22 protein-coding genes are annotated in these 26,005 nt (G+C 40.1%); 19 read left to right on the forward strand and 3 right to left on the reverse strand.

The features are described from left to right. Positions 1-41 precede the first annotated feature (41 nt). The 17 genes from AS194_RS04870 (at position 42) to AS194_RS04950 (ending at position 19,590) form a co-directional block, all read left to right on the forward strand. Positions 42-2,018: a polysaccharide biosynthesis protein gene (locus AS194_RS04870; protein ID WP_058024348.1), complete on the forward strand. Its 1,977-nt coding sequence runs from the start codon at positions 42-44 to the stop codon at positions 2,016-2,018. Positions 2,019-2,058: 40 nt separating this feature from the next. Then, complete coding sequence (tviB, locus tag AS194_RS04875; protein ID WP_058024349.1) at positions 2,059-3,336, forward strand: Vi polysaccharide biosynthesis UDP-N-acetylglucosamine C-6 dehydrogenase TviB; 1,278 nt, start codon at positions 2,059-2,061, stop codon at positions 3,334-3,336. Positions 3,337-3,359: 23 nt separating this feature from the next. Continuing rightward, positions 3,360-4,394 carry an NAD-dependent epimerase/dehydratase family protein gene (locus AS194_RS04880; RefSeq protein ID WP_058024350.1) on the forward strand — a complete coding sequence of 345 codons (1,035 nt, stop codon included), beginning with the start codon at positions 3,360-3,362 and terminating at the stop codon, positions 4,392-4,394. After that, positions 4,391-5,743 carry a lipopolysaccharide biosynthesis protein gene (locus tag AS194_RS04885; RefSeq protein WP_200960322.1) on the forward strand — a complete coding sequence of 451 codons (1,353 nt, stop codon included), beginning with the start codon at positions 4,391-4,393 and terminating at the stop codon, positions 5,741-5,743. The genes AS194_RS04880 and AS194_RS04885 overlap by 4 nt, the downstream gene beginning before the upstream one ends. A gap of 27 nt (positions 5,744-5,770) precedes the next feature. After that, positions 5,771-7,012, forward strand: coding sequence for a UDP-N-acetylglucosamine 1-carboxyvinyltransferase (locus AS194_RS04890; RefSeq protein WP_058024369.1), 1,242 nt, complete (start codon positions 5,771-5,773; stop codon positions 7,010-7,012). A 192-nt stretch (positions 7,013-7,204) separates the two neighbouring features. Further along, entirely contained in the window at positions 7,205-8,065 is an 861-nt protein-coding gene (gene murB / locus AS194_RS04895; RefSeq protein ID WP_058024370.1) for a UDP-N-acetylmuramate dehydrogenase, read from the forward strand. Next, the gene (locus AS194_RS04900) at positions 8,065-9,234 is read left to right on the forward strand and encodes a hypothetical protein (RefSeq protein WP_058024351.1); all 1,170 of its coding nucleotides are present in this window, start codon (positions 8,065-8,067) and stop codon (positions 9,232-9,234) included. Before murB ends, AS194_RS04900 begins: the two co-directional genes overlap by 1 nt. A 45-nt stretch (positions 9,235-9,279) precedes the next feature. Then, a complete protein-coding gene (locus AS194_RS04905) occupies positions 9,280-10,257 on the forward strand; it encodes an ATP-grasp domain-containing protein (RefSeq protein ID WP_058024352.1) in 978 nt (325 codons plus the stop codon). Next, positions 10,250-11,377 carry a glycosyltransferase family 4 protein gene (locus AS194_RS04910; protein WP_058024353.1) on the forward strand — a complete coding sequence of 376 codons (1,128 nt, stop codon included), beginning with the start codon at positions 10,250-10,252 and terminating at the stop codon, positions 11,375-11,377. Before AS194_RS04905 ends, AS194_RS04910 begins: the two co-directional genes overlap by 8 nt. Positions 11,378-11,516: 139 nt before the next feature. Beyond that, entirely contained in the window at positions 11,517-12,656 is a 1,140-nt protein-coding gene (locus AS194_RS04915; RefSeq protein ID WP_058024354.1) for a hypothetical protein, read from the forward strand. Continuing rightward, positions 12,653-13,795, forward strand: coding sequence for a glycosyltransferase family 4 protein (locus AS194_RS04920; protein ID WP_058024355.1), 1,143 nt, complete (start codon positions 12,653-12,655; stop codon positions 13,793-13,795). The genes AS194_RS04915 and AS194_RS04920 overlap by 4 nt, the downstream gene beginning before the upstream one ends. Beyond that, entirely contained in the window at positions 13,792-14,406 is a 615-nt protein-coding gene (locus tag AS194_RS04925) for a sugar transferase (RefSeq protein WP_058024356.1), read from the forward strand. The genes AS194_RS04920 and AS194_RS04925 overlap by 4 nt, the downstream gene beginning before the upstream one ends. Further along, positions 14,399-15,049, forward strand: a complete 651-nt coding sequence (locus tag AS194_RS04930; protein WP_058024357.1) for an acetyltransferase — start codon at positions 14,399-14,401, stop codon at positions 15,047-15,049. The genes AS194_RS04925 and AS194_RS04930 overlap by 8 nt, the downstream gene beginning before the upstream one ends. Before the next feature lie 66 nt (positions 15,050-15,115). Next, positions 15,116-16,324 carry a DegT/DnrJ/EryC1/StrS family aminotransferase gene (locus AS194_RS04935; RefSeq protein ID WP_058024358.1) on the forward strand — a complete coding sequence of 403 codons (1,209 nt, stop codon included), beginning with the start codon at positions 15,116-15,118 and terminating at the stop codon, positions 16,322-16,324. Positions 16,325-16,385: 61 nt separating this feature from the next. Beyond that, on the forward strand, positions 16,386-17,864 hold the full coding sequence (locus tag AS194_RS04940; RefSeq protein WP_058024359.1) for a capsule assembly Wzi family protein: 1,479 nt from the start codon (positions 16,386-16,388) through the stop codon (positions 17,862-17,864). A gap of 229 nt (positions 17,865-18,093) precedes the next feature. Further along, on the forward strand, positions 18,094-18,972 hold the full coding sequence (gene folD, locus AS194_RS04945; RefSeq protein WP_058024360.1) for a bifunctional methylenetetrahydrofolate dehydrogenase/methenyltetrahydrofolate cyclohydrolase FolD: 879 nt from the start codon (positions 18,094-18,096) through the stop codon (positions 18,970-18,972). 99 nt (positions 18,973-19,071) lie between these two features. Next, positions 19,072-19,590 (forward strand): phosphate-starvation-inducible protein PsiE, encoded by a 519-nt coding sequence (locus AS194_RS04950; protein ID WP_058024361.1) that lies wholly within the window; start codon positions 19,072-19,074, stop codon positions 19,588-19,590. Between the two features lie 64 nt (positions 19,591-19,654). Here AS194_RS04950 and corA read toward each other — a convergent pair whose 3' ends face one another. Beyond that, a complete protein-coding gene (gene corA, locus AS194_RS04955; RefSeq protein ID WP_413771705.1) occupies positions 19,655-20,809 on the reverse strand; it encodes a magnesium/cobalt transporter CorA in 1,155 nt (384 codons plus the stop codon). Positions 20,810-20,963: 154 nt separating this feature from the next. After that, positions 20,964-21,353, reverse strand: a complete 390-nt coding sequence (locus AS194_RS04960; RefSeq protein WP_058024362.1) for a DUF2237 family protein — start codon at positions 21,351-21,353, stop codon at positions 20,964-20,966. Between the two features lie 487 nt (positions 21,354-21,840). Here AS194_RS04960 and AS194_RS04965 point away from each other — a divergent pair, with 487 nt between their 5' ends. Further along, positions 21,841-23,136, forward strand: coding sequence for an ATP phosphoribosyltransferase regulatory subunit (locus AS194_RS04965; RefSeq protein WP_058024363.1), 1,296 nt, complete (start codon positions 21,841-21,843; stop codon positions 23,134-23,136). A 147-nt stretch (positions 23,137-23,283) separates the two neighbouring features. After that, positions 23,284-24,573 carry an adenylosuccinate synthase gene (locus tag AS194_RS04970; protein WP_058024364.1) on the forward strand — a complete coding sequence of 430 codons (1,290 nt, stop codon included), beginning with the start codon at positions 23,284-23,286 and terminating at the stop codon, positions 24,571-24,573. Positions 24,574-24,801: 228 nt separating this feature from the next. Here the strand turns inward: AS194_RS04970 and AS194_RS04975 are convergent. After that, positions 24,802-26,005, reverse strand: a 1,204-nt coding sequence (locus AS194_RS04975) for an RNA-guided endonuclease InsQ/TnpB family protein (RefSeq protein WP_058024372.1), incomplete at its 5' end; no start/stop codon positions are given.

The raw sequence follows: 26,005 nt of genomic DNA on the forward strand, positions 1-26,005 counted from the left end.
CTTAGTTCTTAAAAACGATGTGGGATGAATAGACAATCCATATGGTTGAAAAGTCTTTATATAGTGTCAAACGTAAGCCGAAGCTTATAGGTGGAAATGTGTTGCAATCTATCGCTCAGTACCTGTTGTCGCTGCCAAGATATGTCAAGCGTCTGATTTTGATTAGCGCAGACTTTATAATGGCTATTGCCTGTCTGTTTTTGTCACTATTATTGCGATATGGTTATATCGAGCTTCATATTAGTTTATGGACATTAAGTTTATATGCCTTAATTCCTGTCATTGGTTTATACCTTGTAGGCTTTTATCATGGCGTATCTAGAGGGTTTCTTGATACGGTTATGAGTGGTGTATTGCAGCTGTTTTTTGTGCTGATTGTTTTTTATGAACTGATTATCTACTTTGATGTACTGCCACAAATACCTCGATCGACCCCTATTTTGTTTCTGTTTTTGCTTTATATCTGGCTGTGGAACAGTCGTCTGACAATTAAAGAATTATTGAAGCGATGGCAAGGTAAGCGTTTTGAGGGTGAGCTTATAGATTACGATAATATTTTGATTTATGGTGCAGGTGAAGCAGGGCAGGAGTTGATGAAAGGTTTGAGCAATTCACATAAATATAGTGTGGTTGCTTTTGTTGACGATGATCGTCAGCTAACAGGTGCTCATATAATGGGGAAAAAGATTTACCATACTGATAACTTATTGGATATCGTAAATACCCTTGATATTGCCCAAGTGTTTTTGGCAGTACCCTCGATTAGCCGTGCTCGTAAGCGCAAAATTATTGAAAAGCTTTCACATATCTCTATCAAGATAAAAGAACTACCCAGTCTAAAAGAATTGGCTGACGAAAAAGTCACGGTTAGCCATATGCGCAAGATCGATATATTAGACGTATTAGACCGCCAAACTGTAGAGCCTGACGAAGAGTTGCTAAAGAAAAATATCGCTCATAAATCTGTCTTGGTAACAGGGGCTGGTGGTTCTATCGGTAGTGAGTTATGCCGACAAATTATCAAAAATGAACCAACTTGTCTGGTGCTATACGAGCTGTCAGAGTTTGCACTTTATAGTATTCACCAAGAGCTTTTGGCAAAACAGGCTAGTAGTAATGAATATCAGGACATTCAAATCGTATCCATTATTGGCAATGTGACTGATGAGCATAACCTTATGCGGATATTTCAGACTTATCATGTACAAACAGTCTATCATGCAGCAGCATATAAACATGTGCCTATGGTAGAGCACAATCCGTTTCAAGGGGTTATTAATAATAGTCGCGGTACTTACCATTGTGCGCGTGCTGCTATTCAAACAGATGTAGAAACCTTTGTTTTGATATCTACTGACAAAGCTGTCAGACCTACTAATGTCATGGGTGCCTCAAAACGTTTGGCAGAACTTGTGTGCCAGGCATTGAGTCATGAAGCTGCCTCAATAAAGCCAGATAGCAAAACCTGTATTAGTATGGTTAGATTCGGCAATGTATTAGGTTCATCAGGATCTGTAGTACCTGTTTTTACCAAACAAATCGAAAAAGGTCTTCCGATTACTGTTACCCACCCTGATGTAACACGCTATTTTATGACTATTCCAGAGGCTGCTAATCTAGTCATACAGGCAGGCGCTATGGCGCAAGGTGGTGAAGTTTTTGTCTTGAATATGGGAGAGCCAGTAAAGATTGTCGATTTGGCTCAGCGTATGATTCACCTAAGTGGGCATGAGGTCAAAGACGATAAGCATCCTAATGGTGATATCGAAATTGTCTTTACAGGCCTTCGTCCCGGTGAGAAGCTCTATGAAGAGCTCATAATCGGTGATGACAATGTTGAAGAAACTGCTCATCCTCTTATTATGCAAGCGATGGAGCATAGGTTTTCTCTAACAGATCTTGAACGGGTATTAGAGAAGTTACCAGAAAAATCTCAATTATACGACGTTGTATGGTTAAAGTTGCAGTTCAAACATTTTGTAGATGGATATAAAGAAGATACTACAGTTCACTCCTAATTTGGAAAACACTCATTGATAAGGTTGGTTGATAGATACTATGCTAAATATTGATAATATTAAAATTGCCGTTATTGGTCTTGGTTACGTGGGGCTACCATTAGCAGTAGAGTTCGGTAAAAATCACTCGGTTATAGGCTTTGATATCAATGCTGAACGTATTTCAGCACTCAATACAGGTATTGATCATACCTTAGAAGTCGGTGAAGAGGAGCTGGCAGAAGCTACACATTTAAGATATAGCTCAGATATCAATGAGTTAAAGGACTGTAACTTCTTTATCGTCACTGTACCGACGCCTATCGATGATTATAAACAGCCCGATCTTACGCCTTTAATTAAAGCCTCAGAAGCTATCGGTAGTCTACTTAAAAAAGACGATATTGTGGTTTATGAATCGACCGTTTACCCTGGGGCCACAGAAGAAGTTTGTATTCCGGTGTTAGAGAAAGTGTCAGGATTGAGCTTTAACCAAGACTTTTATGCAGGTTATAGCCCTGAGCGTATTAACCCAGGTGATAAAGAGCACCGTGTAACCAATATTTTAAAGGTTACTGCTGGCTCAACGCCAGAAGTGGCAGACTTGGTAGACGAGGTCTATAACCTTGTGATCACTGCGGGTACACATAAAGCTGCCTCTATTAAAGTGGCTGAAGCAGCAAAGGTGATTGAAAACACCCAAAGAGATGTCAATATTGCCTTAATTAATGAGTTAGCCGTTATCTTTAATAAGATGGGTATCGATACCCAAGCAGTCTTAGAAGCGGCTGGCACCAAGTGGAACTTTTTACCGTTTCGTCCAGGCCTCGTCGGTGGTCATTGCATCGGTGTAGACCCTTATTACTTGACACATAAAGCGCAAGCGATTGGCTATAACCCAGAGATTATATTGGCTGGTCGTCGCTTGAATGACAGCATGGGTGAGTATGTAGTCACGCAACTGGTTAAAACAATGATTAAAAAGCGTATTCAAGTTGAAGGGGCAAAAGTTCTGGTCTTAGGGCTGAGTTTCAAAGAAAACTGCCCTGATGTGCGTAATACCAAGGTCATCGACATTGTCCATGAGCTAGAAGAATATAATATCGACGTTGATGTCTATGACCCTTGGGTAGATAAAGCAGAAGCTGAGCGTGAGTATAATATTACGCCTATCAGCAAACCTACTGTAAATAACTATGATGGTATTATCTTAGCCGTCGCGCATAATGAGTTCGTCGATCTAGGTATCGAGCAGATTAGAGCGTTTGGAAAGAATGAACACGTGCTTTACGATTTAAAGTATGTTTTCACTAAAGAAGACACTGATATCCGCCTATAAATTTATAAAAAATACGGAAAGTAATGGTTATGACGTTAACTGCATATGAAAAAATTAAAGAGTCGCTAATTAACGAGCCAAAGACATGGTTAATTACTGGGGTAGCGGGGTTCATTGGTTCTAATTTACTTGAAACTTTACTATTACTAAATCAAAAAGTAGTCGGTTTAGATAATTTTGCGACGGGTTTTCAGCATAATTTAGATGAAGTACAGGGTTTGGTCAGCAAAGATCAGTGGCAGAGCTTTACCTTTATAGAAGGTGATATTCGTAATTTAAATGACTGTCAGACAGCATGTACAGGCGTGGATTATGTCCTGCATCAAGCGGCTTTAGGTTCTGTACCGCGTTCAATTGCTGATCCTATAAATACCAACGATACCAATATTTCTGGGTTTTTGAATATGCTGGTCGCTGCTCGTGATGCCAAGGTATTGAGCTTTACTTATGCGGCTAGTAGCTCAACATATGGAGATCATCCCGCCTTGCCAAAAGTGGAAGAGAACATTGGCAACCCATTATCTCCTTATGCAGTTACTAAGTACGTCAATGAGCTTTATGCTGATGTATTTGCTCGTACCTATGGTTTTAAAACTATTGGTCTGAGATACTTCAATATTTTTGGCAAAAGACAAACACCAGATGGTGCATATGCTGCTGTTATACCTAAATGGACCGCAGGTATGATTCAGGGTGATAGTGTTTTCATAAATGGCGACGGAGAGACCAGTCGTGATTTTAACTTTATCGAAAATGCAGTGCAGGCCAACCTTTTAGCAGCAACTGCTGATGAAGAGGCTAAGAACGAAATCTATAATGTGGCAGTCGGTGGCCGCACTACACTTAATGTATTATTTACTGCGTTAAAGCAAAATTTAGCTATTAATGGAGTTAGTTATACTCATGAACCAGTATTCCGTGACTTCAGAGAGGGTGATGTTCGTCATAGCCAAGCTGATATCAGCAAAATACAAAACGCTTTAGGCTATGCGCCGAATTTTGATGTAATGGCTGGGATACAGAAAGCTATGCCTTGGTATGTAGAGCTTTTAAGTTGAAAAGGGTTGAATTAGTTAGTAATTATTCTAAAAAAATACTGATGCGATTCTCTAAAAAATTAGGAAACCATGATTCAGTAACTGTTTTTAAAGGGATGTTCACTTTAGCGTTAGGTTCGAGTGCAGCGAGAATAATAGGTATATTGAGCATTCCAATTATTACACGTATATATACTCCTGCTGATTATGGATTATTGGCGTTGTATATATCTATTACTTCTATATTAGTTTCATTAACAACTCTAAAGTTTAGTACCGCATTGCCGTTACCTAAAGCAGATGCTCTGGCTATTAACCTTCTGGCTTTAAGTATATTCATACTCGTTGGCTTTTTGACACTGCTCTCTTTATGTTTATTTCTTTTTGGCGAAATAATTCTTAGCTGGTTTGACATGTCTGAGATTTTGAGTTTGAGATGGTTGATAGTTCTCGGCGTTGGAGGTTCTGCTTTTTATGAGATACTAAGCCTGTGGGCTACAAGAAAAAGAAAATATAAAGTTATAGCTAAAACTCAATTTGTTCAATCTTTACTAGGTAATGGAGCTAAAATAATATTAGGACTATTGTCATTCAAAGCAGTAGGGCTAATAACTGGTCAGTTTCTTGCACAGAGTACAGGATTATTCAGACTTATTAGAGAGTTTATAGATGATTTTAAAAAATTAATTCCTTTTATTACTAAGAAAAGGATGATGTTAGTAGCAGGATATTATAGAGAGTTTCCGTATTTCCGATTACCTTCACAGACATTGTTGCAACTTTCTAGCAATGCACCTGTATTGATGATGGCTACTTTATATGGCAAAGAAGTAACTGGTCAACTTAGTTTGGCTATTTTAGCAGTATCACTACCTACAGGTTTGATTGGTCAAGCCATGGCTAAAGCTTTTTATGCAGAAATAGCGGTCATTGGAAAGCGAAATTTAAATAGAATAAAAACACTAACCATAGATGTGCAAAAAAGGCTATTTATCTTAGGCCTCCCACTAACAGTTTTAGTTATGATACTTGCTCAACCTATATTTTACCTAGTGTTTGGTCCAGAATGGGCTATAGCTGGAAAGTATACTACAATTTTGGCACCTTTTGTGCTGTTACAGTTTACTTCAAACCCTTTGATGCAGGTCTTAAATATAGTAGGCTCTCAAATAACTTTTCTAATAATAAATATTATTAGAATATTGGGTTTAGGGGCGTTGTTCTTTTTTTTTAAAGGTTATACTTTGTCGCCTCAAAGTTTTGTGATCGTGCTTAGCTTTTATTTGTGTATCTATTACTTAGGTACAACAGCTTTTATTTTTTTTACGGTACATAAATCTGCTGCTCAGCAAGAGCAAAGAGCGGTATAAGTTTTCAATATGACTATGGGGTTCGTGATGTCTAATAATATTTTAAAAGTATCAAAAGGTATTTTGAGAGGTAAAGTGAGAGTAAGTGGAGCAAAAAATGCTGCTTTAAAATTGCTTACTGCTTCGGTATTAACTGATGGTAAAGTTGAATTATTTGATTCTCCTAATGGATTGTTGGATATGAAAATCCATATTGGTATGCTTGAAAAAATGGGTAAAAGCTGCTTTCAGAAGGATGGTTATTTATGCATTGAGGAAGATAAAGAGCTGTTAAATGAGCTGCTATGGGATGAACGTTCTATTAGAAACTCTTTGCTAATACTTGGGTCGTTAACTACACGTTTTGGTGAAGGCAAAGTTCCACTTCCAGGTGGATGTCCATTAGGTGATAGAAAATATGATCTACACGTAAAAATACTTGAAAGTATGGGAGCTAAAGTTTGGGAAGAAGAGGGATACTTATGTACGAAAGCTAGTAAGAGACTGATAGGCTGCGATATACATTTGCCTATCCGATCAACAGGGGCTACAGAAAATGCAATACTTTGTGGAGTACTTGCTGAAGGAAATACCAGAATATGGAATCCACATATTCGCCCAGAAGTTTTAGATTTAATAGAAATGTTAAATAAGATGGGTGGAAAGATTAAGGTGTTCGGTCAAAGATCAATTGAGATAAGTGGCGTAAAGAAACTAAATGGTGTTAGGCATCGTGTTGTACCTGATAATATGGAAGCAGTTACATGGGCTATAGCATCGGCAATAACAGGTGGAGATGTAGAAATATTAAACTTTCCTTTTGAACATCTAGAGGTTCCTTTAATATTTTTGCGTGAAAGTGGAATGAAGTTGTATAAGGGTGAAGACTCTTTGATTGTAAGAGGAAGTACTCCTTATCCTATAGAAATAAGTACAGGTCCATATCCGGGCATCAATTCAGATATGCAGCCTCTTTTTGCTGTTTATGGTGCTTGCTCTGAAGGAGATTCTAAGATTGTGGATTTGCGATTTCCTGGCAGATATGGCTATGTAGAAGAATTAGCAAAAATGGGTGTTAAATACAAAATTGAAGGAGATCTACTGAAGATTTCCGGTGGCAATAAACTAAATGGAGCTAAAGTGAAGGCTGTCGACTTGAGAGCTGGTATGGCGTTACTGCTAGCTGGCTTGATAGCAGAAGGTGAAACAGTAATTGAAGATGCTTGGCAAATATATAGAGGTTATGAAAACCTAGATGAAAAATTAAAAGTTTTGCTTTCTAGTAATTAATAAAGAAAGTTAATTTATGAGTAGTACTAGATATCATATCTAGTACTACTCATATAAAAATATTTTCCAAGAACGGTATTCTATTAACTGTATATGTATGAAAAAGCACTAAGTAATTGATTTGGTAAAGAGTATATTTTGGAGAAATTATATTATTTATATATTAATATTTAGTAAATGAGAGGAAGTATTTTGAATATTGAAAAAAATAAAGATTTAACTGAATTCAGTGCATATAAGATAAAAAGCTTTTGTGAAGTAGCATATTTTCCTGAGTGTGAAAATGATTTAGTAGAGCTTTATCGAAACAATCCTGACTTAGATTTTACTATTATTGGTAACGGAAACAATATTCTTTTTGCGAAAGAATATTATGATCGACCGTTCATTATTATGAATGGAAATATGAATAAATTTTCTATAGAAGAAAATCATATCTGTGCAGAAGCAGGTGTAACCCTGCTTGAGTTAAGCGAAGCCGCTCTTAAGAGTAACTTAACAGGATTAGAAGCTTTTTATGACATACCAAGCTCTGTAGGTGGAGCTATTGTTATGAACGCTGGAAATAAAAATACAGAAATAAAAGATGTTTTAACGAAAGTTAGATACTTGAGTTTAGAAGATTTTGAAATTAAAGAGATGTCTAATTCTGAAATTAAATTTTGTTATAGAAGTAGCTTTTTTCAAAACAACAGTAATAATATTGTATTGAAAGCTTGGTTCACACTCAAGCATGGTAATTCTAGTGACATATATAATTTGATGGAAAAAGAAAAAAAAATCAGATGGGAAAAGCAGCCGCGAGAGTATCCTAATTGTGGAAGTGTTTTTAAAAGACCAAAGAATAAATTTGTCGGTCCAATGCTCGATGAATTGAATCTAAAGGGTTTTACAATCGGGGGCGCGCAAGTTTCACAGAAACATAGCGGGTTTATTGTAAATACGGGAAGTGCGACTGGTGAAGATATTATTTTATTAATTAATGAGATTCAAAGAAGAGTTAAATTAAAATTTAATATTGAGTTAGAAGTAGAGCAGAGGATAATTTTATAATGAAAATATTATTTTTTATCTCGTTACTTACACATGGAAGAGGCGGTCATTTATATAGCTTATTCCATATAGCTAATCAAATTGCATCAAAGCATGAGGTTGAAATAGTATCGATTGGTCCAGGCGATAATACCACAATTTCAAATCATCCAAACTATTTATGTCATGTTGATCTTGACGGCAAAAATTTAATTCAATTCAAAAGAAAAATGGATCATATTATTGAAGATTTTTCACCTAATATTGTTCATTGTTTTGATGTAACGTCTTTTAATATTATAAAGCCTTTATACATATCGAAAAATTTTAATATAGTTCTTACCAAATGTGGAGGATCTAATCCTAAGTTTTTTCCTTACGTGAAAAATCTTATTTTATTTAGTGTTGAAAATAAGCGTTGGTTTGAAAGTAATAACAGATATAAAAAATCAAATATAGCATTGATACCTAATAGAGTTTCTAAAATAACTACTGAATTTTCTGACATAAAAAGGTCTGAAGAATTTTTTACATTTGTTAAAATTGCTAGAATAGGTATAACGTATAAGCAAAGTATTTTACATTGTATAAATCTCATAGATGAGTTATATCGGAAAGACAAAAGTTTAAAAATCAGACTTTTTATAATCGGTGTTGTAGAGTCTGAAGAAATATTACTTGAAATATCAAATAGTAAGTATGTTCTTGATGGGACAGTAGTGATTTTAACGGATGATAAATACACTAGAAATGCTTCTAAAATGCTTTATTTGGCAGATGCAGCGATTGCTACAGGTAGAGGCGTTATGGAATCTGCATCATTAGGAATACCTACATTAACTGGAAACTCTTTGAGTAGTATACCTATGCTTATAACAATGGATACATTCGAAGATGGGTTTAAAACAAACTTTTCTGGAAGAAATGTATTCTCTGAAAAGGGTAACAAGGATAATTTACTAAATATACAAAGAGTAATAGTTGATCCTGCGTATCGCACAGAAATTTCAGAGTATATGAAATCAATATTTGAAGAGAATTTTAATGTAGAGAATTCATTAGCTAAATATGAAGATTTTTATATTTCTTTAGTAGGTGAAAATAATGGAAAGAGAAAATTTTTTCAGGATTCTCTTTTTGGACTAAAGAGCTTACGCAACTTTCATAAAAACTCTATAATGAAAAAGTAGTTTTCTTCCTACTTAATAGGAATAACGTAAAAAAAGGATATGGTTGTGAGTGTTTTTTTATTTACTCTCCCAGATGGTTCATTTGGTAGTGCAGGTCAAAGTTGGAAGATTTTAGACTTAAAGAAGCTAGTGTCTAAATTAGAATTTGAAGTTGTGATAAAAAATATTAATGAGATAGGAACTACCTCTTTCAATGATAATGATATCTTGATTTATACTTCTTCTGAAAATAAAGAAATAAGAACATTCCTAAAAAATAACCTTTTCTATTTAAAAGATAAAATTCGTCTTATTCCAAGCTACGATATATTAATGGCTCATGAGGATAAAAGCTTTCAAGAAGTATGGAAAAAGAAAGAAGGGTTTGGAAATATAATAGGTAAAAGTCTATTTGATATAAATGATCATATTCTCCCTTTTCCAAAAGTAGTGAAAAGTGCTCAGGGTGCTGGTAGCTCTGGTGTTTTTTTAGTCAGAAAAAATTCTGACCTGAAAAAAGTTGAAAAAGCATTTTTCAGCAAAACTCCAAAAAATAAATTAATAAGCATTCAAAGGAAAATTAAACTAAATCGTGAAGAATACGAAAAATATCAATATAGAAGAAAAGCTTTCAATTTATTTATAGAGCAAGAATTCATACCAAAATTAAAGCATGATTTTAAAGTGCTAGTATTTGGGGATCGTTATTTTACTTTAAAAAGATCTATAAGAAAAAATGATTTTAGGGCAAGCGGGAGTGGGAAATTCGAATTTATTGTTCCACCTCAAGAAGTTTTGGATTATGCAAAGAACATAGCCAGTATTTTAGACAATCCTTATTTGTCATTAGATATCGCACAATCAGAGTCTGGGTGTCACCTAATTGAATTTCAAGGTACCAATTTTGGCCCTTATACGTTGTTAAATGCTCCATATTTTTACAAATGTGTGAGTGGAGATTGGCAAAAGACAGATAACTCCAAGGATTTAGAAGACAATTATGCACATGCACTCAACCAATATATGAGTAATATATATGACTAAGAAAGTTGTCCATGTAATTATTGGATTAAACATTGGTGGTGCAGAGTTGATGCTAAAGCGTTTGGTACTAAATAGCCACCGCAAAGGGCTTTTTCAACATGAAGTGATATCTCTAATGGATATGGGACCCATTGGCAGAGATCTAGAGGAGCAGGGCATCACTGTGCATGCACTAAATATGTCTTCTATAATTTCTAGCCCGATCGTATCGTTACGCCTATATAGACTATTAAAAAAAATAAATCCCGATGTTGTTCAGACGTGGATGTATCATTCAGATTTAATAGGTGGGCTTGCTGCTAAAAAGTTAGGCATTAAAAACATTGTTTGGGGGATACGTACTACCGACGTTTCGCAAGGTAGCTCTAAACTAACAGTTTATTTAAGTAGAGTATGTGCAAAATTGTCTTACTATATTCCAGATAAAGTAATTTGTGCTGCTCACGTATCAAATGATTATCACATATCTATAGGTTATGATAAAACGAAAATGTTAGTTATTCCTAATGGTTTTGAGATAAATAAAATGTTAGCTTCGCAACAAGATGGGTTGTATATACGAAATAACAACAATTTATCTTCTAACGATATTGTTATTGGTTCTGTCGGTCGGTTTAATTCGGTTAAAAACCAAAAATTGTTTGTAGAAGTTGCTTCAATTCTAGTAAAAAAACTACCTAATTTAAAATTTATGATCGTAGGTCGCGGTAATGATATTGAAAATAAAGAATTAGTATCTTGGATAAAAAATTATAATTTAGAATGTAAATTCAGATTGCTTGGTCAAAGAGATGATGTACCGAAATGCCTAAAAGCAATGGATGTTTTTTGTTTACATTCTAAGACTGAAGGTTTTCCAAATGTACTTGTAGAGGCAATGGCTGCAGGTTTACCATGTGTTTCTACAAATGTTGGTGATGCGAAACATATTTTACAGAGTTATGGAGCTATTGTACCAACGAATGATGCAAATGCATTAGCGAATAGTTTGATTTCAAGTATAAATAATATACAAGGAAAGAGTGCTAATGACGTTAAAGTGCTTTTGGAAAATTACATAAAAGATAATTATAGTATGACCAGGATAGAAAAGCTATATTCAGATGTTTGGAGTAGTTAGCGCGTACCTGTTTTTTGTAGTTTTGTATTGAACTGATATAAAATAAATTCTAATATTTTTTAAAAATATATTGAACAAAATCTTAAAAGGTTAAGATTATGATATGCATTTATAAGAAATAGTATCTTGGATGTTTTTAATGAATGAATTCACAATAGACTTTTATCAAAATATATTAACATTGTTGATAATTATAATTAGCTTTTCGATTGTGTTCTTAGTCGGTGTTAAAGACAAACATGATATAAATAAAGTAGTGGCAATTTTTATTTGGCACACTTTTTTTTCTATAGTCTATTTTGTTTATACTTTATCGAATCAGGCCGATGCGAGAAAATATTATAGAGTATCTTTAACCAATGGATTTGATTTTTCTCCAGGAACTAAATTCATTTATTATATAACATCTTTCCCAACTCAGATCTTAGATGCTAGTTACATAAATACCGCTTTATTCTATAATTTCATAGGTGTGCTAGGTTTAGTTTTCTTATATAAGTCATTGAAATACTCTTTGGTAAGACTGCCTTGGTATTGGGTTTTTGTATTATTTATACCATCCATGAGCTTTTGGAGTGGAGGTTTAGGTAAAGATGCTATCTCATTCTGTGCTACTTGTTTGTTTTTATATGCTATCACTACAAGTAAAAAGACTACTTTATTAGCTTTTATTTCTTTTGTAATGATGTTTATGGTAAGACCACATATTGCCGCTTTAATGCTCGTATCGTATGTTATCTATTTTGTAATTCAGTCTAAGACTCATTTAGTGATTAAGGCTCTAATTTTACCTTTTATTGGTATTGGAGTTTTCTTGTCAATTGGCTTTGTACAACAATACATCGGTCTGGAAGATGCGTCATTAGATAACGTGACTGGTTATATAGACGAAAGACAAGTCTCAAATTTGGGTGGTGGATCATCTTTAGATATTGCTTCGATGAGTTATCCAATGCAAATGTTCACCTACGTTTTTAGGCCACTACCTTTCGAAGCTCACAATATTGTTTCTCTAGTTACTGCTATCGAAAATACAGCAATATTATTTTTGTTTTTATACATTTTACTTAAAATTAAATTTGATTTGAAAATATTTGTCCAAGGCAAACTTCTGTGGTTATTCATGTATGCATTTTTAACTTGTACAATATTAGCAGTGACAACAGCAAATTTAGGTATTGCAACGCGTCAAAAATGGATGTTCATGCCTGTTCTTCTTTATCTACTTATTTTTGCTTTCTATCAGTATCGAACAAATAATAACCGAGTAAATCCATGAAGTTTCTAATAATAGCCAGTTACCCTGCATCCATTTTACAATTTCGTGGCGCTCTCATTGCTGCTATCAAAGAGGCAGGGTTCGAAGTACATATCGCCGCGCCTGACTTTGGCGACTATCCTGACGAGTACCAAGCGTTAAAAGATTTGGGCTATTACGTGCATGACATTGCTATGCAGCGTACGGGTACCAATCCTAAAAAAGACTTAAAAACCATTGTTGCGCTGTATCGCTTGATGACGAAAGTTAAGCCTGATTATGTGCTTGGCTATACCATCAAACCGGTTATTTATGGTTCGCTCGCTGCTAAGCTTGCCCGTGTGCCGCATATTTTTGCGCTGATCACAGGGCTTGGCTATGCCTTTAGTGGGGCAGATGAGGTAGGGTACAAAAAGTCCAATCTACAAAAAGTGATGCATCAGTTGTATGCCGCAGCATTGATGACAGCTGATAAAGTCTTTTTCCAAAATCCTGATGATCAAGCGCTATTTAAAAAAATGGGTATTTTAAAACCATCAACACCTAGCACGGTGGTCAATGGCTCAGGTGTCAATGTGTCAGAATATAGCGTTGCGCCACTGCCGACAGAAAACGACGTGCCTGTACCGCGCTTTTTGCTCATTGCGCGTTTGCTTGGCGCAAAAGGGGTACGTGAGTATGCTCAGGCCGCAGCCATTATCAAATCGCGTCATCCTAACGTGCAGTTTGACTTGGTAGGCTGGGTCGATGACAATCCTGATGCGATTGAGCAGCGTGAGCTGGATGCGTGGATTGAGAATGGTCTGTTTAACTTTTTGGGCAAGCTCTCTGACGTTAAACCCGCGATTGCTAATAGCTCTATCTATGTGTTGCCCTCTTATCGTGAGGGAACGCCGCGTACGGTGCTAGAGGCAATGGCCATGGGTCGCGCGGTCATCACAACCGACGCGCCAGGTTGCCGCGAGACAGTCGTAGACGGTCATAATGGTTATCTTGTGCCAGTCAAAGACGTCGATGCGCTAGCCGCAGCAATGGAGAGATTTATAACTGACCCTCAATTAATTGCCAGCATGGGCAGTGCAGCACGTCAGGTGGCTATGGATAAGTTTGATGTCAATGCGGTCAATCAAATGATGCTAACGGAGATGGGAATACAATGATAAAACGACTGTTTGATATTGCAGCGGCGTCCAGCGCGCTCGTGGTCTTAGCCCCTGTCTATGCAGTGACCGCTTATAAAGTAAAAAAGAATTTAGGCTCGCCTGTCTTATTTCGTCAAGTTCGTCCTGGTTTGCATGGTAAGCCGTTTGAGATGCTCAAGTTTCGCTCGATGAAAGATGCTGTTAATGCTGATGGCAATGTGCTCCCTGATAGCGAGCGCTTGACCGATTTTGGTAAGCGCTTACGTGACAGCAGCTTGGATGAGCTGCCTGAGCTTTGGAATGTGATTAAAGGCGATATGAGCTTGGTAGGGCCGCGTCCCTTATTGATGGAATATCTGCCGCTATATAATGATGAGCAAAAACGTCGCCATCACGTGCGTCCTGGTATTACAGGTTATGCGCAGGTTAATGGGCGCAATGCGATTGGCTGGGATGAAAAATTCGCGCTTGATGCATGGTATGTAGAGAATCAGTCACTGTGGTTGGATATCAAGATTTTGGCTGAAACGGTTAAAAAAGTCGTCATTAAAGACGGTATCTCTGCTGAAGGTGAAGCAACGATGCCAAAGTTTACTGGCAGTATGGCAGCTGAGCCAAGCCATGCGTAAGGTATATGCGGTCTATGGCGCATCGGGCTGTGGTCGCAGCTTGATGCCTGTAGCCAAAATGACAGTGATGCGGGCAGATAGCGCAGCAGATTTGGTATTTATTGACGATGGTTTAGAGCACCCTGCTACAGTTAATTGCTATCCAGCGATGAACTATCAAGATTTCGTCGCCCTAAGCGCTGACAAGTCAGTAATGATAGCCATTGCCAATAGCCAAGTACGCGAGCGCATCGCCGCCAAACTTGCTGCTGATGCTATCGCGCCCTGGTCAGTACAAGCAGATAGCACCGTTATAATGGATGACGTGAGCATAGCAGCAGGTGCAGCGCTCAGCCCGTTTGTGACTATTGGTGCAAATGTGCGTATTGGCAAATGCTTTCATGCCAATTTATACAGCTATGCTGAGCATGACTGCGTCATTGGCGACTATGTGACCTTTGCCCCGCGTGTCAGCTGCAATGGCAACATTCATATCCATGACCATGCCTATATCGGTGCAGGCGCTGTCATTAAACAAGGTACCCCTGACCAGCCTTTGGTTATCGGTAAGGGCGCAGTCATAGGCATGGGCGCTGTCGTCACCAAGAGCGTGCCCGCAGGTGCTGTCATGATAGGCAACCCCGCCATACCGATGGTGCGCTAAGGCACGCCCAGTTTTTTCTTAACCTATCGCCCTTATAGTTTCAACGTCTTATTTATTGAGGATATTATGCTAAATTCATTTTTTTCACCGTGGCCGAGCTTTACTCAAGAAGAGGCGGACAAGGTCAGTGCTGTTTTGTTGTCTAATAAAGTCAACTACTGGACAGGGCAAGAAGGGCGCGAGTTTGAAAAAGAATTTGCATCATGGGCAGACAGCAAATATGCAGTAGCCGTTGCTAATGGCACCTTAGCATTGGATGTAGCATTAAAAGCGCTAGATATCGGCGCAGGTGACGAAGTGATTGTCACGCCGCGCACTTTTATTGCCAGTATCTCTTGTGTGGTCAATGCAGGTGCGACGCCTGTATTTGCAGATGTGGATGCCGAGACTGGTAATATCTCGCCTGAGACCATCAAAGCCGTATTGACCGATAAGACCAAAGCCGTCATTTGCGTGCATTTGGCTGGCTGGCCGTGCGATATGGATGGCATCATGGCATTGGCGGATGCGCATGATTTATATGTCATCGAAGACTGCGCGCAGGCGCATGGCGCAACCTACAAAGGACGCAGTGTCGGCAGCATCGGTCACGTAGGCGCATGGAGCTTTTGCCAAGACAAAATCATGACCACAGGCGGTGAAGGCGGTATGGTCACCACCAATGATGAAAACTTGTGGCGCAAAATGTGGGCGTACAAAGACCATGGCAAGAGCTACGCCGCTGTCTATGAAACCGAGCACCCACCTGGTTACCGCTGGCTGCATGAAAGCTTTGGTACCAACTGGCGCATGCCTGAGATGCAATCGGCAATCGGGCGTATTCAGCTGACGCGAATGAGCGATTGGACACAAAAGCGCACGCAAAACGCGCAGGCAATTTTGGATACGTGTACACGCTGGGCAGAAAAAGGCTATCTGTCTGTACCCCGCTTAGAAGAGCGCGCCGACTTTGCTGATGCCAAACACGCTTACTATAAGCTTTATGTTTATGTAAAGCCTGAAAATCTCCCCGAAGGCTGGACACGAGATGCTATTATTGCAGCGATTAATGAGCAAAGCGTCCCGTGTTTTTCAGGCTCGGCGTCGGAAGTGTATTTAGAAAAAGCCTTTGATGATACAGGTCTGCGTCCAGAAATCAGGCTGCCAATAGCCAAGCAATTGGGTGAAACCAGTTTGATGTTTTTGGTGCATCCAACTTTGACAGAAGCAGAGATTACGCAAACGGTTCAGGCTTTAGACAAAGTTCTTGTCCTTATCGATGCGGATGCTAAATAAATAATGATTCATTAAAACTTATCTATTCTGGATAAGTACACTTTATAAAGAGTAGATAATTATGTCTAAACAAAGAAAGTACAAGCAGCTGAGTGTGTTAGTAGGGCTGGGTATGATATCCATGCTGGCCTCAGCACAGAATTTGTATATGAATGATATGAAGCTCAAGTCAGAGCTAGAATGGTTAAATGCGCAAGGCGTCACTCACATTAGTACCAGTACATGGCCTTTAACTGCTAATGAAATTACAAAAGCAATCACCACGGCTCAGGTGAGTACTGACGCACAGCAAAAAGTATTACAGTCAGTTCGTGCAACACTTGCTAAAAACCCCAACTCCTTGGTGAAGGCTGAAGTAGACGCTTATGTACAGACCGATCGTCAGCAGCTACCGCAAACTTTTGCTGATGACCATTTAGCAGGGCAAGAGGTTTCAGCAGCACTCAGTTTGAGTGAAGAAAATTGGGAGATGAAACTTCAAGCCAATCTAAAAAACGACAGTTTGCTCGAAGACAGTAATGACTTGAGTTTTGAAGGCTCATATATTGCTGGCTCTGCTGCCAATCAATGGTTGATTGCCGGTCAGATCCCGACATGGTGGGGCCCTGGTACTGACGGCAGTTTGATTCGTGGCGATGCCAGTCGTCCTGTTGCAGGTATCACCATGCAACGTGATGAACAAAATGCACCAACCTCGCCTTATCTTTCATGGGTTGGTCCATGGCAGTATCAATTATTTGCAGGTCAACTTGAAGATTATGATGCCGTACCAGATGCCAAGCTATTTGGTGCTCGTCTGACGGCCAGTCCTTTACCATGGCTAGAAGTTGGTGCGTCTCGAACCTTTATGTGGGGCGGGGAAGGTCGTCCAGAGAGTTTTAGCTCCTTTGGTGATGCTATTTTAGGCACTAAAGATAATGGTGACAATGGTGCGACGATTGGTGAAGACCCTGCTAACCAATTAGGTGGTTTTGATGCGCGTATGAATCTTGCGCCTTTGGTAAATATCCCAGCCACAGTATACGCGCAATATGTGGGTGAAGATGAAGCAGGGGGTCTACCTGCTAAAAATATGTATTTGGCGGGTGCAGACTACGCTTCTGAAGTTTATGGTATGCCATATCAATTGTATACAGAATATGCAGACACACGTACTAGTGGTAAAGTCCGAGGCGTATCCTATGATCATGGTACATATACGGATGGGTACTACCAGCAAGGCTATCCACTCGGGCATTCTTTGGGCGGCGATGCAGAGAGCATATCAGTAGGTGGCAAGTTATGGCTAGATAGTCGAAACTTTGTCAATACAAAACTGCAATATGCTAAGGTTAATCAGTCAGGAGAGTTAGATCGTCGTACTGGAAAGTTTGATAACCAAGCATTTCCAATGAAGGATAAACTGACCGCTATTGACATATCATGGGCGCATCAGTTGAATCCAAAAACTTTAGTGACATCTCGCTTATGGGGCGTAGACTCTGATACTCAGTCAAGTGATATTGGAGCAGGCGTTGGGCTAGAGTTTCAGACTTATTAGCCTTAGTCTATAGCCACTAATAAATAACGTGAATACATGAGAGTAAAATGGTCTACTAAATGATAGTAGGCCATTTTTTTATTGTATCCCAATACACGCTAGGATTTTGCAGCGTACACAGGTACAATATTATTATCAGTCAAAGGTTGACGAAGCAAAAGACAGGCATGCAAAGTACTTGCACGCGCTGTCTTTATTTTTTTATATCGTATCCTCTATTGGAGTTACTATGTCTATTGCCCACGAGTCCGCCACCGTTTTGGACGGCAAAGCACTTGCCAAACAAATAGAACAGGATCTACGCACGCGCGTGGATGCGATCAAAGATAAAACGGGGCGCACCCCAAGCTTAGCGACGATATTGGTTGGTGACGATCCAGCCTCTGCCACTTATGTCCGTATGAAAGGCAACGCTTGCAAGCGTGTTGGTATGGACTCTATACGTGTTGAGATGCCGAGTGCCACGACCACTGAGCAGCTCATGGCAAAGATTGATGAGCTAAACAGCAATCCAGACGTACACGGTATTTTGCTACAGCATCCTGTCCCTGAACATATCGATGAGCGCGCTTGCTTTGAGCAAATAGACTTGGCAAAAGACGTCGATGGCGTGACTTGTCTTGGTTTTGGTCGTATGGCGATGCAGCAGTCCGCTTATGGCTCTTGTACACCGCAGGGCATTATGCATTTACTCGCGCATCATAATATTGAGCTTGCGGGTTTGGAGGCTGTGGTCGTAGGGCGTAGTGCTATTTTGGGTAAACCAATGGCGATGATGCTATTGAACGCTAACTGTACGGTAACTATCTGTCATTCAAGAACGCAAGACTTGGCGGCTCATATCAAACGCGCTGATATCGTCGTGGGCGCAGTGGGCGTGCCTGAGCTGATCAAAGCAGAATGGATCAAAAAAGGCGCAGTAGTAATTGATGCGGGTTTCCATCCAACGGATAACGGCGGTGTTGGCGATATCGAAATGCAAGGTATGGAAAACATTGCCAGCGCGTATACACCAGTGCCAGGTGGTGTTGGCCCAATGACCATCAACACGCTTATTCGCCAGACGGTCGATGCGGCTGAAAAATCAGCAGGTTTGGGTATTAACTAAAAAGCTAGTCATGTGAGTGCTGATCGCCGATAGATAAGGGGCCCAAGGCAAAGTAGCCTCAGGCCAAATCAACCACCTCTTAGTTGATAGGACCTAAAAATGGCTAAAAAAGATGTAGGTATTCATGAGCGACTACAAGGTATTGGTAGAGAGTTTGTCGATGTCTGTCATTACGTTATCTTATTTTTAATCAGTGTGGTGGTGGTCTGGACGGCAGGTAAAGAGTTTATTTATATTGTCCAAAAAGGCTCAGCGGATTTAAAAGATATTTTGATGTTATTCATTTATCTTGAGCTGCTGGCTATGATAGGAATTTACTTTAAAACCCATCGTCTGCCCGTACAGTTTTTGATATTTATTGCCATAACGGCTTTATCACGACATCTAGTGGTCGATGTGCAGGCAGTGTCAGATTATTTTCATCTATGGTTGCTGGCCACCATTTCTGTGGCAATCATGCTGTTGAGTGGGGCTATTGTCATACTGACTTGGACGGCAAAAACATTTGGTCGCCCAGAGGACAATCTTGATAGACAGTATGCAAATTTAACGGTCAAAGCTATGCTGCCTGATAATGCACAAGCACCAGACAGCCATACCAAGCACCGCCGTGAATAATGATTGATCATCAGCATAAAAAAGGGCTACCAGTGGTAGCCTTTTTTTATGCATGAATGAGTTATCACAACCATTTGAGTCGCTTAAAGTTGTAATACAAGAAGCTACAAAGAGCGATGATGATTATCATAATGATGAAGTAAGCGTACTTCCAATGGAGCTCGGGCATAAAGTCAAAGTTCATACCGTATATACCAGCGATGGCGGTTGGTACGGCAAGGATACCTGCCCACGCCGCAAGCTTCCGTACGACTTCGTTCTGTCCCATATTGACCATGGCCATATAAGTGTTCATGACCACGCTTAGCATCTCATTAAGACCATTAATGGCATCCAATGAGTGCAGGAGATGGTCATTCACATCGCGAAAATATGGCTTGGCTGCTTGAGAAAACCCTGAGACTATCTCGCTTTTTTTATGATTGATAAAAAAGCTACAGATGTCTTGCACGGGTAGGATGATAGCGCGCATATGTACCAGCTGTGATTTGAGCTGATACAGATTTTTTAATGTGCCTTTATCAAATTCATAGGTGAAGACATAACGCTCTTGCTCACGCAAATATCGTCCCAATCGATCGGTGATCGGCATATAGTTATCAACGATAAAATCGAGTATGGCATGGAGTACAAATATGGGCCCCATGCGTAGCTTTTCTGGGCGACGATGACAGTGCTCGCGTACAGGCGCATAGGAGTTTGACGGACCATTACGAATCGTAATCAGGTAGTTTTTGCCCATAAATATCGCAGTCGTACCATAACGAATGACATTGTCTTCGAGTTTGGCGGTACGTATCACGACAAAGACCATATCGTTGTCGTAGTTCTCTACCTTGGCTCGCTGGTGATCGGCAAACGCATCTTCAATCGCCAATTCGTGTAGATCAAAGGCGTCTTTCACCTTGACCATGGTCTCTAGGCTGGGGTCGTAAAGACCGAGCCAAATAAACTGACCGTTATTACTCAGCGCACGGCTCACATCGGTAAGTGCCACTTTATCTAGATTTTCGCCTGTTTTTCGCGAATACGCATAGCAATTAACCACTTCATCCTTACTTGATGAATCAATATCTTCATAGCGCTCAGAGTCAGGATCGTAGACCGTCATAGTCTCGATGGTATCCTGAGTCGTGGCTTCAGCATCGCCGTAGATATAGCTGTCATCGTCATCTAGGTAGAGATGCCTGTCATTCATATTGGCATAAATGTGGCTCATATTAGAGTCAGGTGCAATGTGAGCCGTTTTTTTGATTAATTGGTTATTGTCGTTTTCCACACACCCTCCTGTCATATAATAAACAGCTGCAAGAATCAAAACTTGTCTTAAGCAAAGCCATTATCATTTGATCGCACTATCTATGAACAACCTTTTACAATGCATAGCTTTTTAGCGTGTCGATATCTACCAATGCCAGTAGGCTCTCGTGGCAAGCTTCTAGTTTTATCTGCGGAGCAATGTCAAAATCTAGTGCTTCGACCCAACGCAGGGCGCAGATACACCAGTAATCACCAGGCTTGAGACCGGCAAAGTTATATTCAGGTAGCGGGGTGATAAGGTCATTGCCACGACTGGCTGAGAAGTTTAAAAACTCGCTGGTCATCTTGGCACAGACGGTATGTTGACCAACATCATGGTTTCCCGTATGACAAAAGCCATTGCGATAATAGCCAGTGATAGGGTCGAAGCAACAGCTGGCAAGCGCTGTACCTAAGACATTGGTTTGGTTGATGGCAGGGTTTGGATGGTAATCAGATGACATAAGGCTTCCGAGATAAAAATATGTGTTAGTGTACCATGAGTCTGTATTGATGACGCTGCCGTAATCATGCTCATCAGTGTATGTATAACAAAAAATAAACGCTGTTGTGGTCTGTCAATGCCGAGCTAAATATATGAGTGTCAACGGCTACCTCTACCGTACTAATGAGAAGCACTTAGACGGTAATTAGATGCGGATTGTGGCTAATTGTCACTAGGCGAACCTTGAGTGCTATGCTAAACTAAAGCATAAAGTGCCTTGATTATTTGTCGCAATTTTTTAGCGCATAAAGATACTCGTCTTATCATTCCAAATTATACTTATTACTCACCCTCTTAAAGTCACCTGGTTTGTTTATAAATAATTGGGCCAATGATGTTGCGCGTTAAAAATAAAAACACTCGGCGTCAATACTTGGTAAAACAACCTTTGAGTACCGCATCAGTACCGCGTTTTTGGTAAGCGATACGCCAAACAAGGATTTATTGTGTCTGTTAGTTCTGATTCTGCAAAATCTGCCCAGCAAAACCCTCCAAATGAAACAGTGACTCAGTCTGCCAAAAGCAGTACTGCATCTAATAGCATGCCGTACTTGAGTAACTTTGTCAGCGACGTTGCCAATAGCTGGCTGTTGCCTGATGGGGTGGTCGATGTCCTGTTTGAAGATGCCCATAAGCAAGAAGTGCTTAGGCATCAACTGATTGAGCAGCTTATCACTCATGGTTATCAGCTGGTTTGTCCGCCGATGATTGAGTTTACTGAATCTTTGCTGAGTGATGCATCAGAAGATTTGAAGCGTCAAACCTTTAAGATTATCGACCAGTTGACGGGCCGTCTAATGGGCGTGCGTGCTGATATTACTCCGCAGATCTTGCGTATCGATGCGCATCATGGCGGTACGGGTATCGCTCGTTATTGCTACGTCGGTGATGTGATTCATACCTTGCCATCAGGATTGTTTGGCTCACGCACACCATTGCAGCTAGGTGCTGAGATATTTGGCTGTGCATCACTGGCAGCAGATATTGAGTTGATCGATGTGTTGTTTACCATGGTAAATAAACTCAATATGAGTGCTGCACTCCATATCGATTTGGGTCATGTGGCGATATTTAAGCGTTTAGCTGAATTGGCTGAGTTGCCAGACAGCGCCACTGAGCAATTGATGTACTTATACGCCAATAAAAACCTACCAGAGTTGAAGCGTCTCTGCCGAGACTTGCCGATGGGCGATGATTTTTATGTGTTGGCACGCTTTGGTCATGACATTGCAAACTTATTATCTAAATTGTCAGACACAGCTCAGCAAGACGGTCAAGTCGCGACTGCTGTCGATGAGCTACAACGCCTGAAATCTTATTTAGAAAATCACTGGCAGTGTCCAGTCAGTATCGATGTGACAGAGTTGTCAGGCTATCACTATCATACAGGTATCGTGTTCAACGGTTATATTAATAGTGAGACACAGCCACTAGTACGCGGCGGACGTTTCGACGGTATGCAAAGCCAGACGCAAACACTACGCGCTGCCACAGGCTTTAGTATGGATGTCAGTCGCTTGTTGGCGCATACGCAGCTTGATGCACCAACCACAGTACTAGTTGATTTTGCTGCTATAAACAATGCCAACGAAAATGAGATGCAGACACTCTTACAACAAGTTGAGAGTCTACGTCAGCAAGGCTATCGCGTCACCATGCCACTAGACGCACAGGACAGCCCAAATGACGTTACTCATCGCTTAAGTTTTGCTGACAATCAGTGGCAGCTACAAACGGTTTAATGAGTCATTTGTGAAACACACGTGCATCAAGCACCAGTTATTAAAACGCTATGTTGTTCGTTAGATAAAAAGATACAGTCAATAAAGTCACTTTAATTTTTTAGCTTTTATTGCACACACCTCAATACATAAAGGTAAGGATTGATCATGGGTAAGAATGTTGTAGTCTTGGGTAGCCAATGGGGCGACGAAGGTAAGGGTAAAATCGTTGATTTACTTACCGAAAAAGCCTCAGCAGTAGCTCGCTTCCAAGGCGGTCATAATGCTGGTCACACGTTGGTTGTCGATGGCAAAACCACGGTCTTGCATTTGATTCCATCAGGTATCTTGCGTGAAGGCGTTACTTGCTTTATCGGTAATGGCGTAGTGTTAGCGCCTGATGCATTGCTCAAAGAGATGAAAGAGTTGGAAGACAACAACGTACCAGTACGTGAGCGTCTACGTATCTCTCCCAACTGCCCACTTATCATGCCTTATCATGTGGCCCTTGACCAAGCTCGTGAAGCCAAGCGCGGTAGCGGCAAAATTGGTACAACAGGTCGCGGTATCGGCCCTGCCTACGAAGACAAAGTCGCACGCCGTGCTATCAAGCTTGCTGACTTGTTCCGTGAAGATCTAGAAGAAAAACTACGTAACTTAATCGAATACCACAACTTCCAGCTGACTGAGTATTATAAAGTTGACGCGATTGACTTTGATGAGACGTACAAGCTTTGCCAAGAGTGGCGCGATGAGATTAATGGCATGGTTACTGATGTCACCGAAGACCTTAACCAATTGCGTCTGGCTGGCAAAAACCTCATGTTTGAAGGTGCGCAAGGCACACTACTTGATATCGATCATGGTACTTATCCGTTTGTGACCAGCTCAAGCGTAACCGCTGGTGGCGTATCAACGGGGACAGGTATCGGTCCATTGTACTTAGATTATGTATTGGGCATCACCAAGGCTTATACCACGCGTGTTGGTAGTGGTCCATTCCCAACCGAATTGTTCGATGATGTTGGTGCTCACTTAGCCAAAGTCGGTCACGAGTTTGGTGCAACAACTGGTCGTGCGCGTCGCTGTGGCTGGTTTGATGCTGAGGCATTACGCCGTGCAGTGGTACTGAACTCTATGTCAGGTATCTGCCTGACCAAGCTTGACGTACTAGATGGTCTTGAAGAGTTGCTCATTGGTGTGGGCTACAACCTGCCTGAGACTGAGTGTGCCGGCGCACATGATGCTGAATTCTATGAGTCAGTCACGCCTAAGTACGAAACCCTACAAGGCTGGAGCGAGTCAACCGTTGGTATCACAAGCTATGATGACCTACCAGAAAACGCTAAAATTTACATCAAACGTATCGAAGAATTGATTGGTTGCCCAGTTGATATCATCTCGACCGGTCCTGACCGTGAAGAAACGATTGTATTACGCGATCCGTATGATGCTTAATTGGTTATAAAGATATTGTCTGTTTTATTTACAAAACCCTGATGCCAAACATTGGGGTTTTATTTTTGGTAAATAAGAAGATTGATGAGCGGTAAAACCTTGCTCAATTTATCTTTGTGTAAGTTATCGCCATAAATTAATCCTATCATTTATACGCTTAATCATTATATTGACATACTTCCACCACTTTCGCCAAGCTCAAGTGGGGAATTCTAAAAGCATAAGCTCTTAGGTGGCTTTCTCACGAAGGTCACAAGTTTTCTGTTTCAAAGGGCGACCTTTAAAGCATCCTCCCTCCGCAGACAAAACGGCATGTCCTGCCGCTAATATATTACGAGCCGCATTAACATCTGCGTTCGTAACATACCTGCATTCGACGCACTCAAAGTTTGCTTGAGTGCGTCTATTTTCCTTGGCAATATGCTTGCATTCAAAGCAGGTTTGGCTGGTGTAACGTGGGTTTACCTGAATGAGCAACCCGCCTTGCCATTGTTGCTTGTACTCAAACATATTAACCATCATGCCCCAGCCTTGATCTAAGATTGATTTGTTTAATGCTGATTTGGCTTTGACATGCCGACCTTTTTTCTCCATCGTACCGCTAGCTGATCTCGACATATTGGCGACTTTTAAATCTTCACAGGCAATCATGGCGTGGTTTTTGCTGATCGCGGTAGTGATTTTATGCAAGTAGTCATGGCGAATATTGGCGATGTGATTGTGTAATTTTTGAATCTTACGGTTTTGCCTTTTCCAGTTTTCACTGAACTTTACTTTCTTACTTAATTGACGCTGCAATTTGGCAAGTTTAATTTGATTGGCTTTAAAGCTGTTTTTGGGTTTGATGTATTGACCGTCTGAGGTGGTAATGAGTTTAGTGATACCTAAATCAATACCTATGGCGCTTTTGGAGGGGTGAGTTGGGTTCTCAGATAATGCTCGCTCAGTGCCAAACGACACGTACCAGTGACCTGATTTCTTGCTGATGGTGACGTTTTTAATGGTGCCGATGATATCTTGTGATTTTTTAAATTTTACAAAGCCCACGCCATTAGGTAGTTTGACGCGATTACCTTCAACACGGCAATATTTATCAAACTGAACAAGCCTGATTGAGTCGCAGCCATCGGATTTACGTTTAAATCTTGGCATCAGTTGTCGTAGTTGAATCTCTGTGCCATCACTTAGCTTAAAAAACTTGGGTTTTCGGAACTTCTTTTTGTTTTCTTTGAGCCTAGCATGAACTTTAGGGTCGAAAAATCGTGACCAAGCAGAGGCAAGATCACGTACTTTTTGTTGTAAAGACACAGCATTGGCATGGGTTCTTAAGAAGTCAAAATCAGGATTGTTCTTTAGAACCATGATTTTATTAACCAAGTTGGTGGCATTAATAAATTCATTTTTGGCAAACATCTCAAATGAGATCGCTAGC

The sequence above is a fragment of the Psychrobacter piscatorii genome (genome assembly GCF_001444505.1).
Taxonomy (GTDB): Bacteria; Pseudomonadota; Gammaproteobacteria; order Pseudomonadales; family Moraxellaceae; genus Psychrobacter; species Psychrobacter piscatorii_B.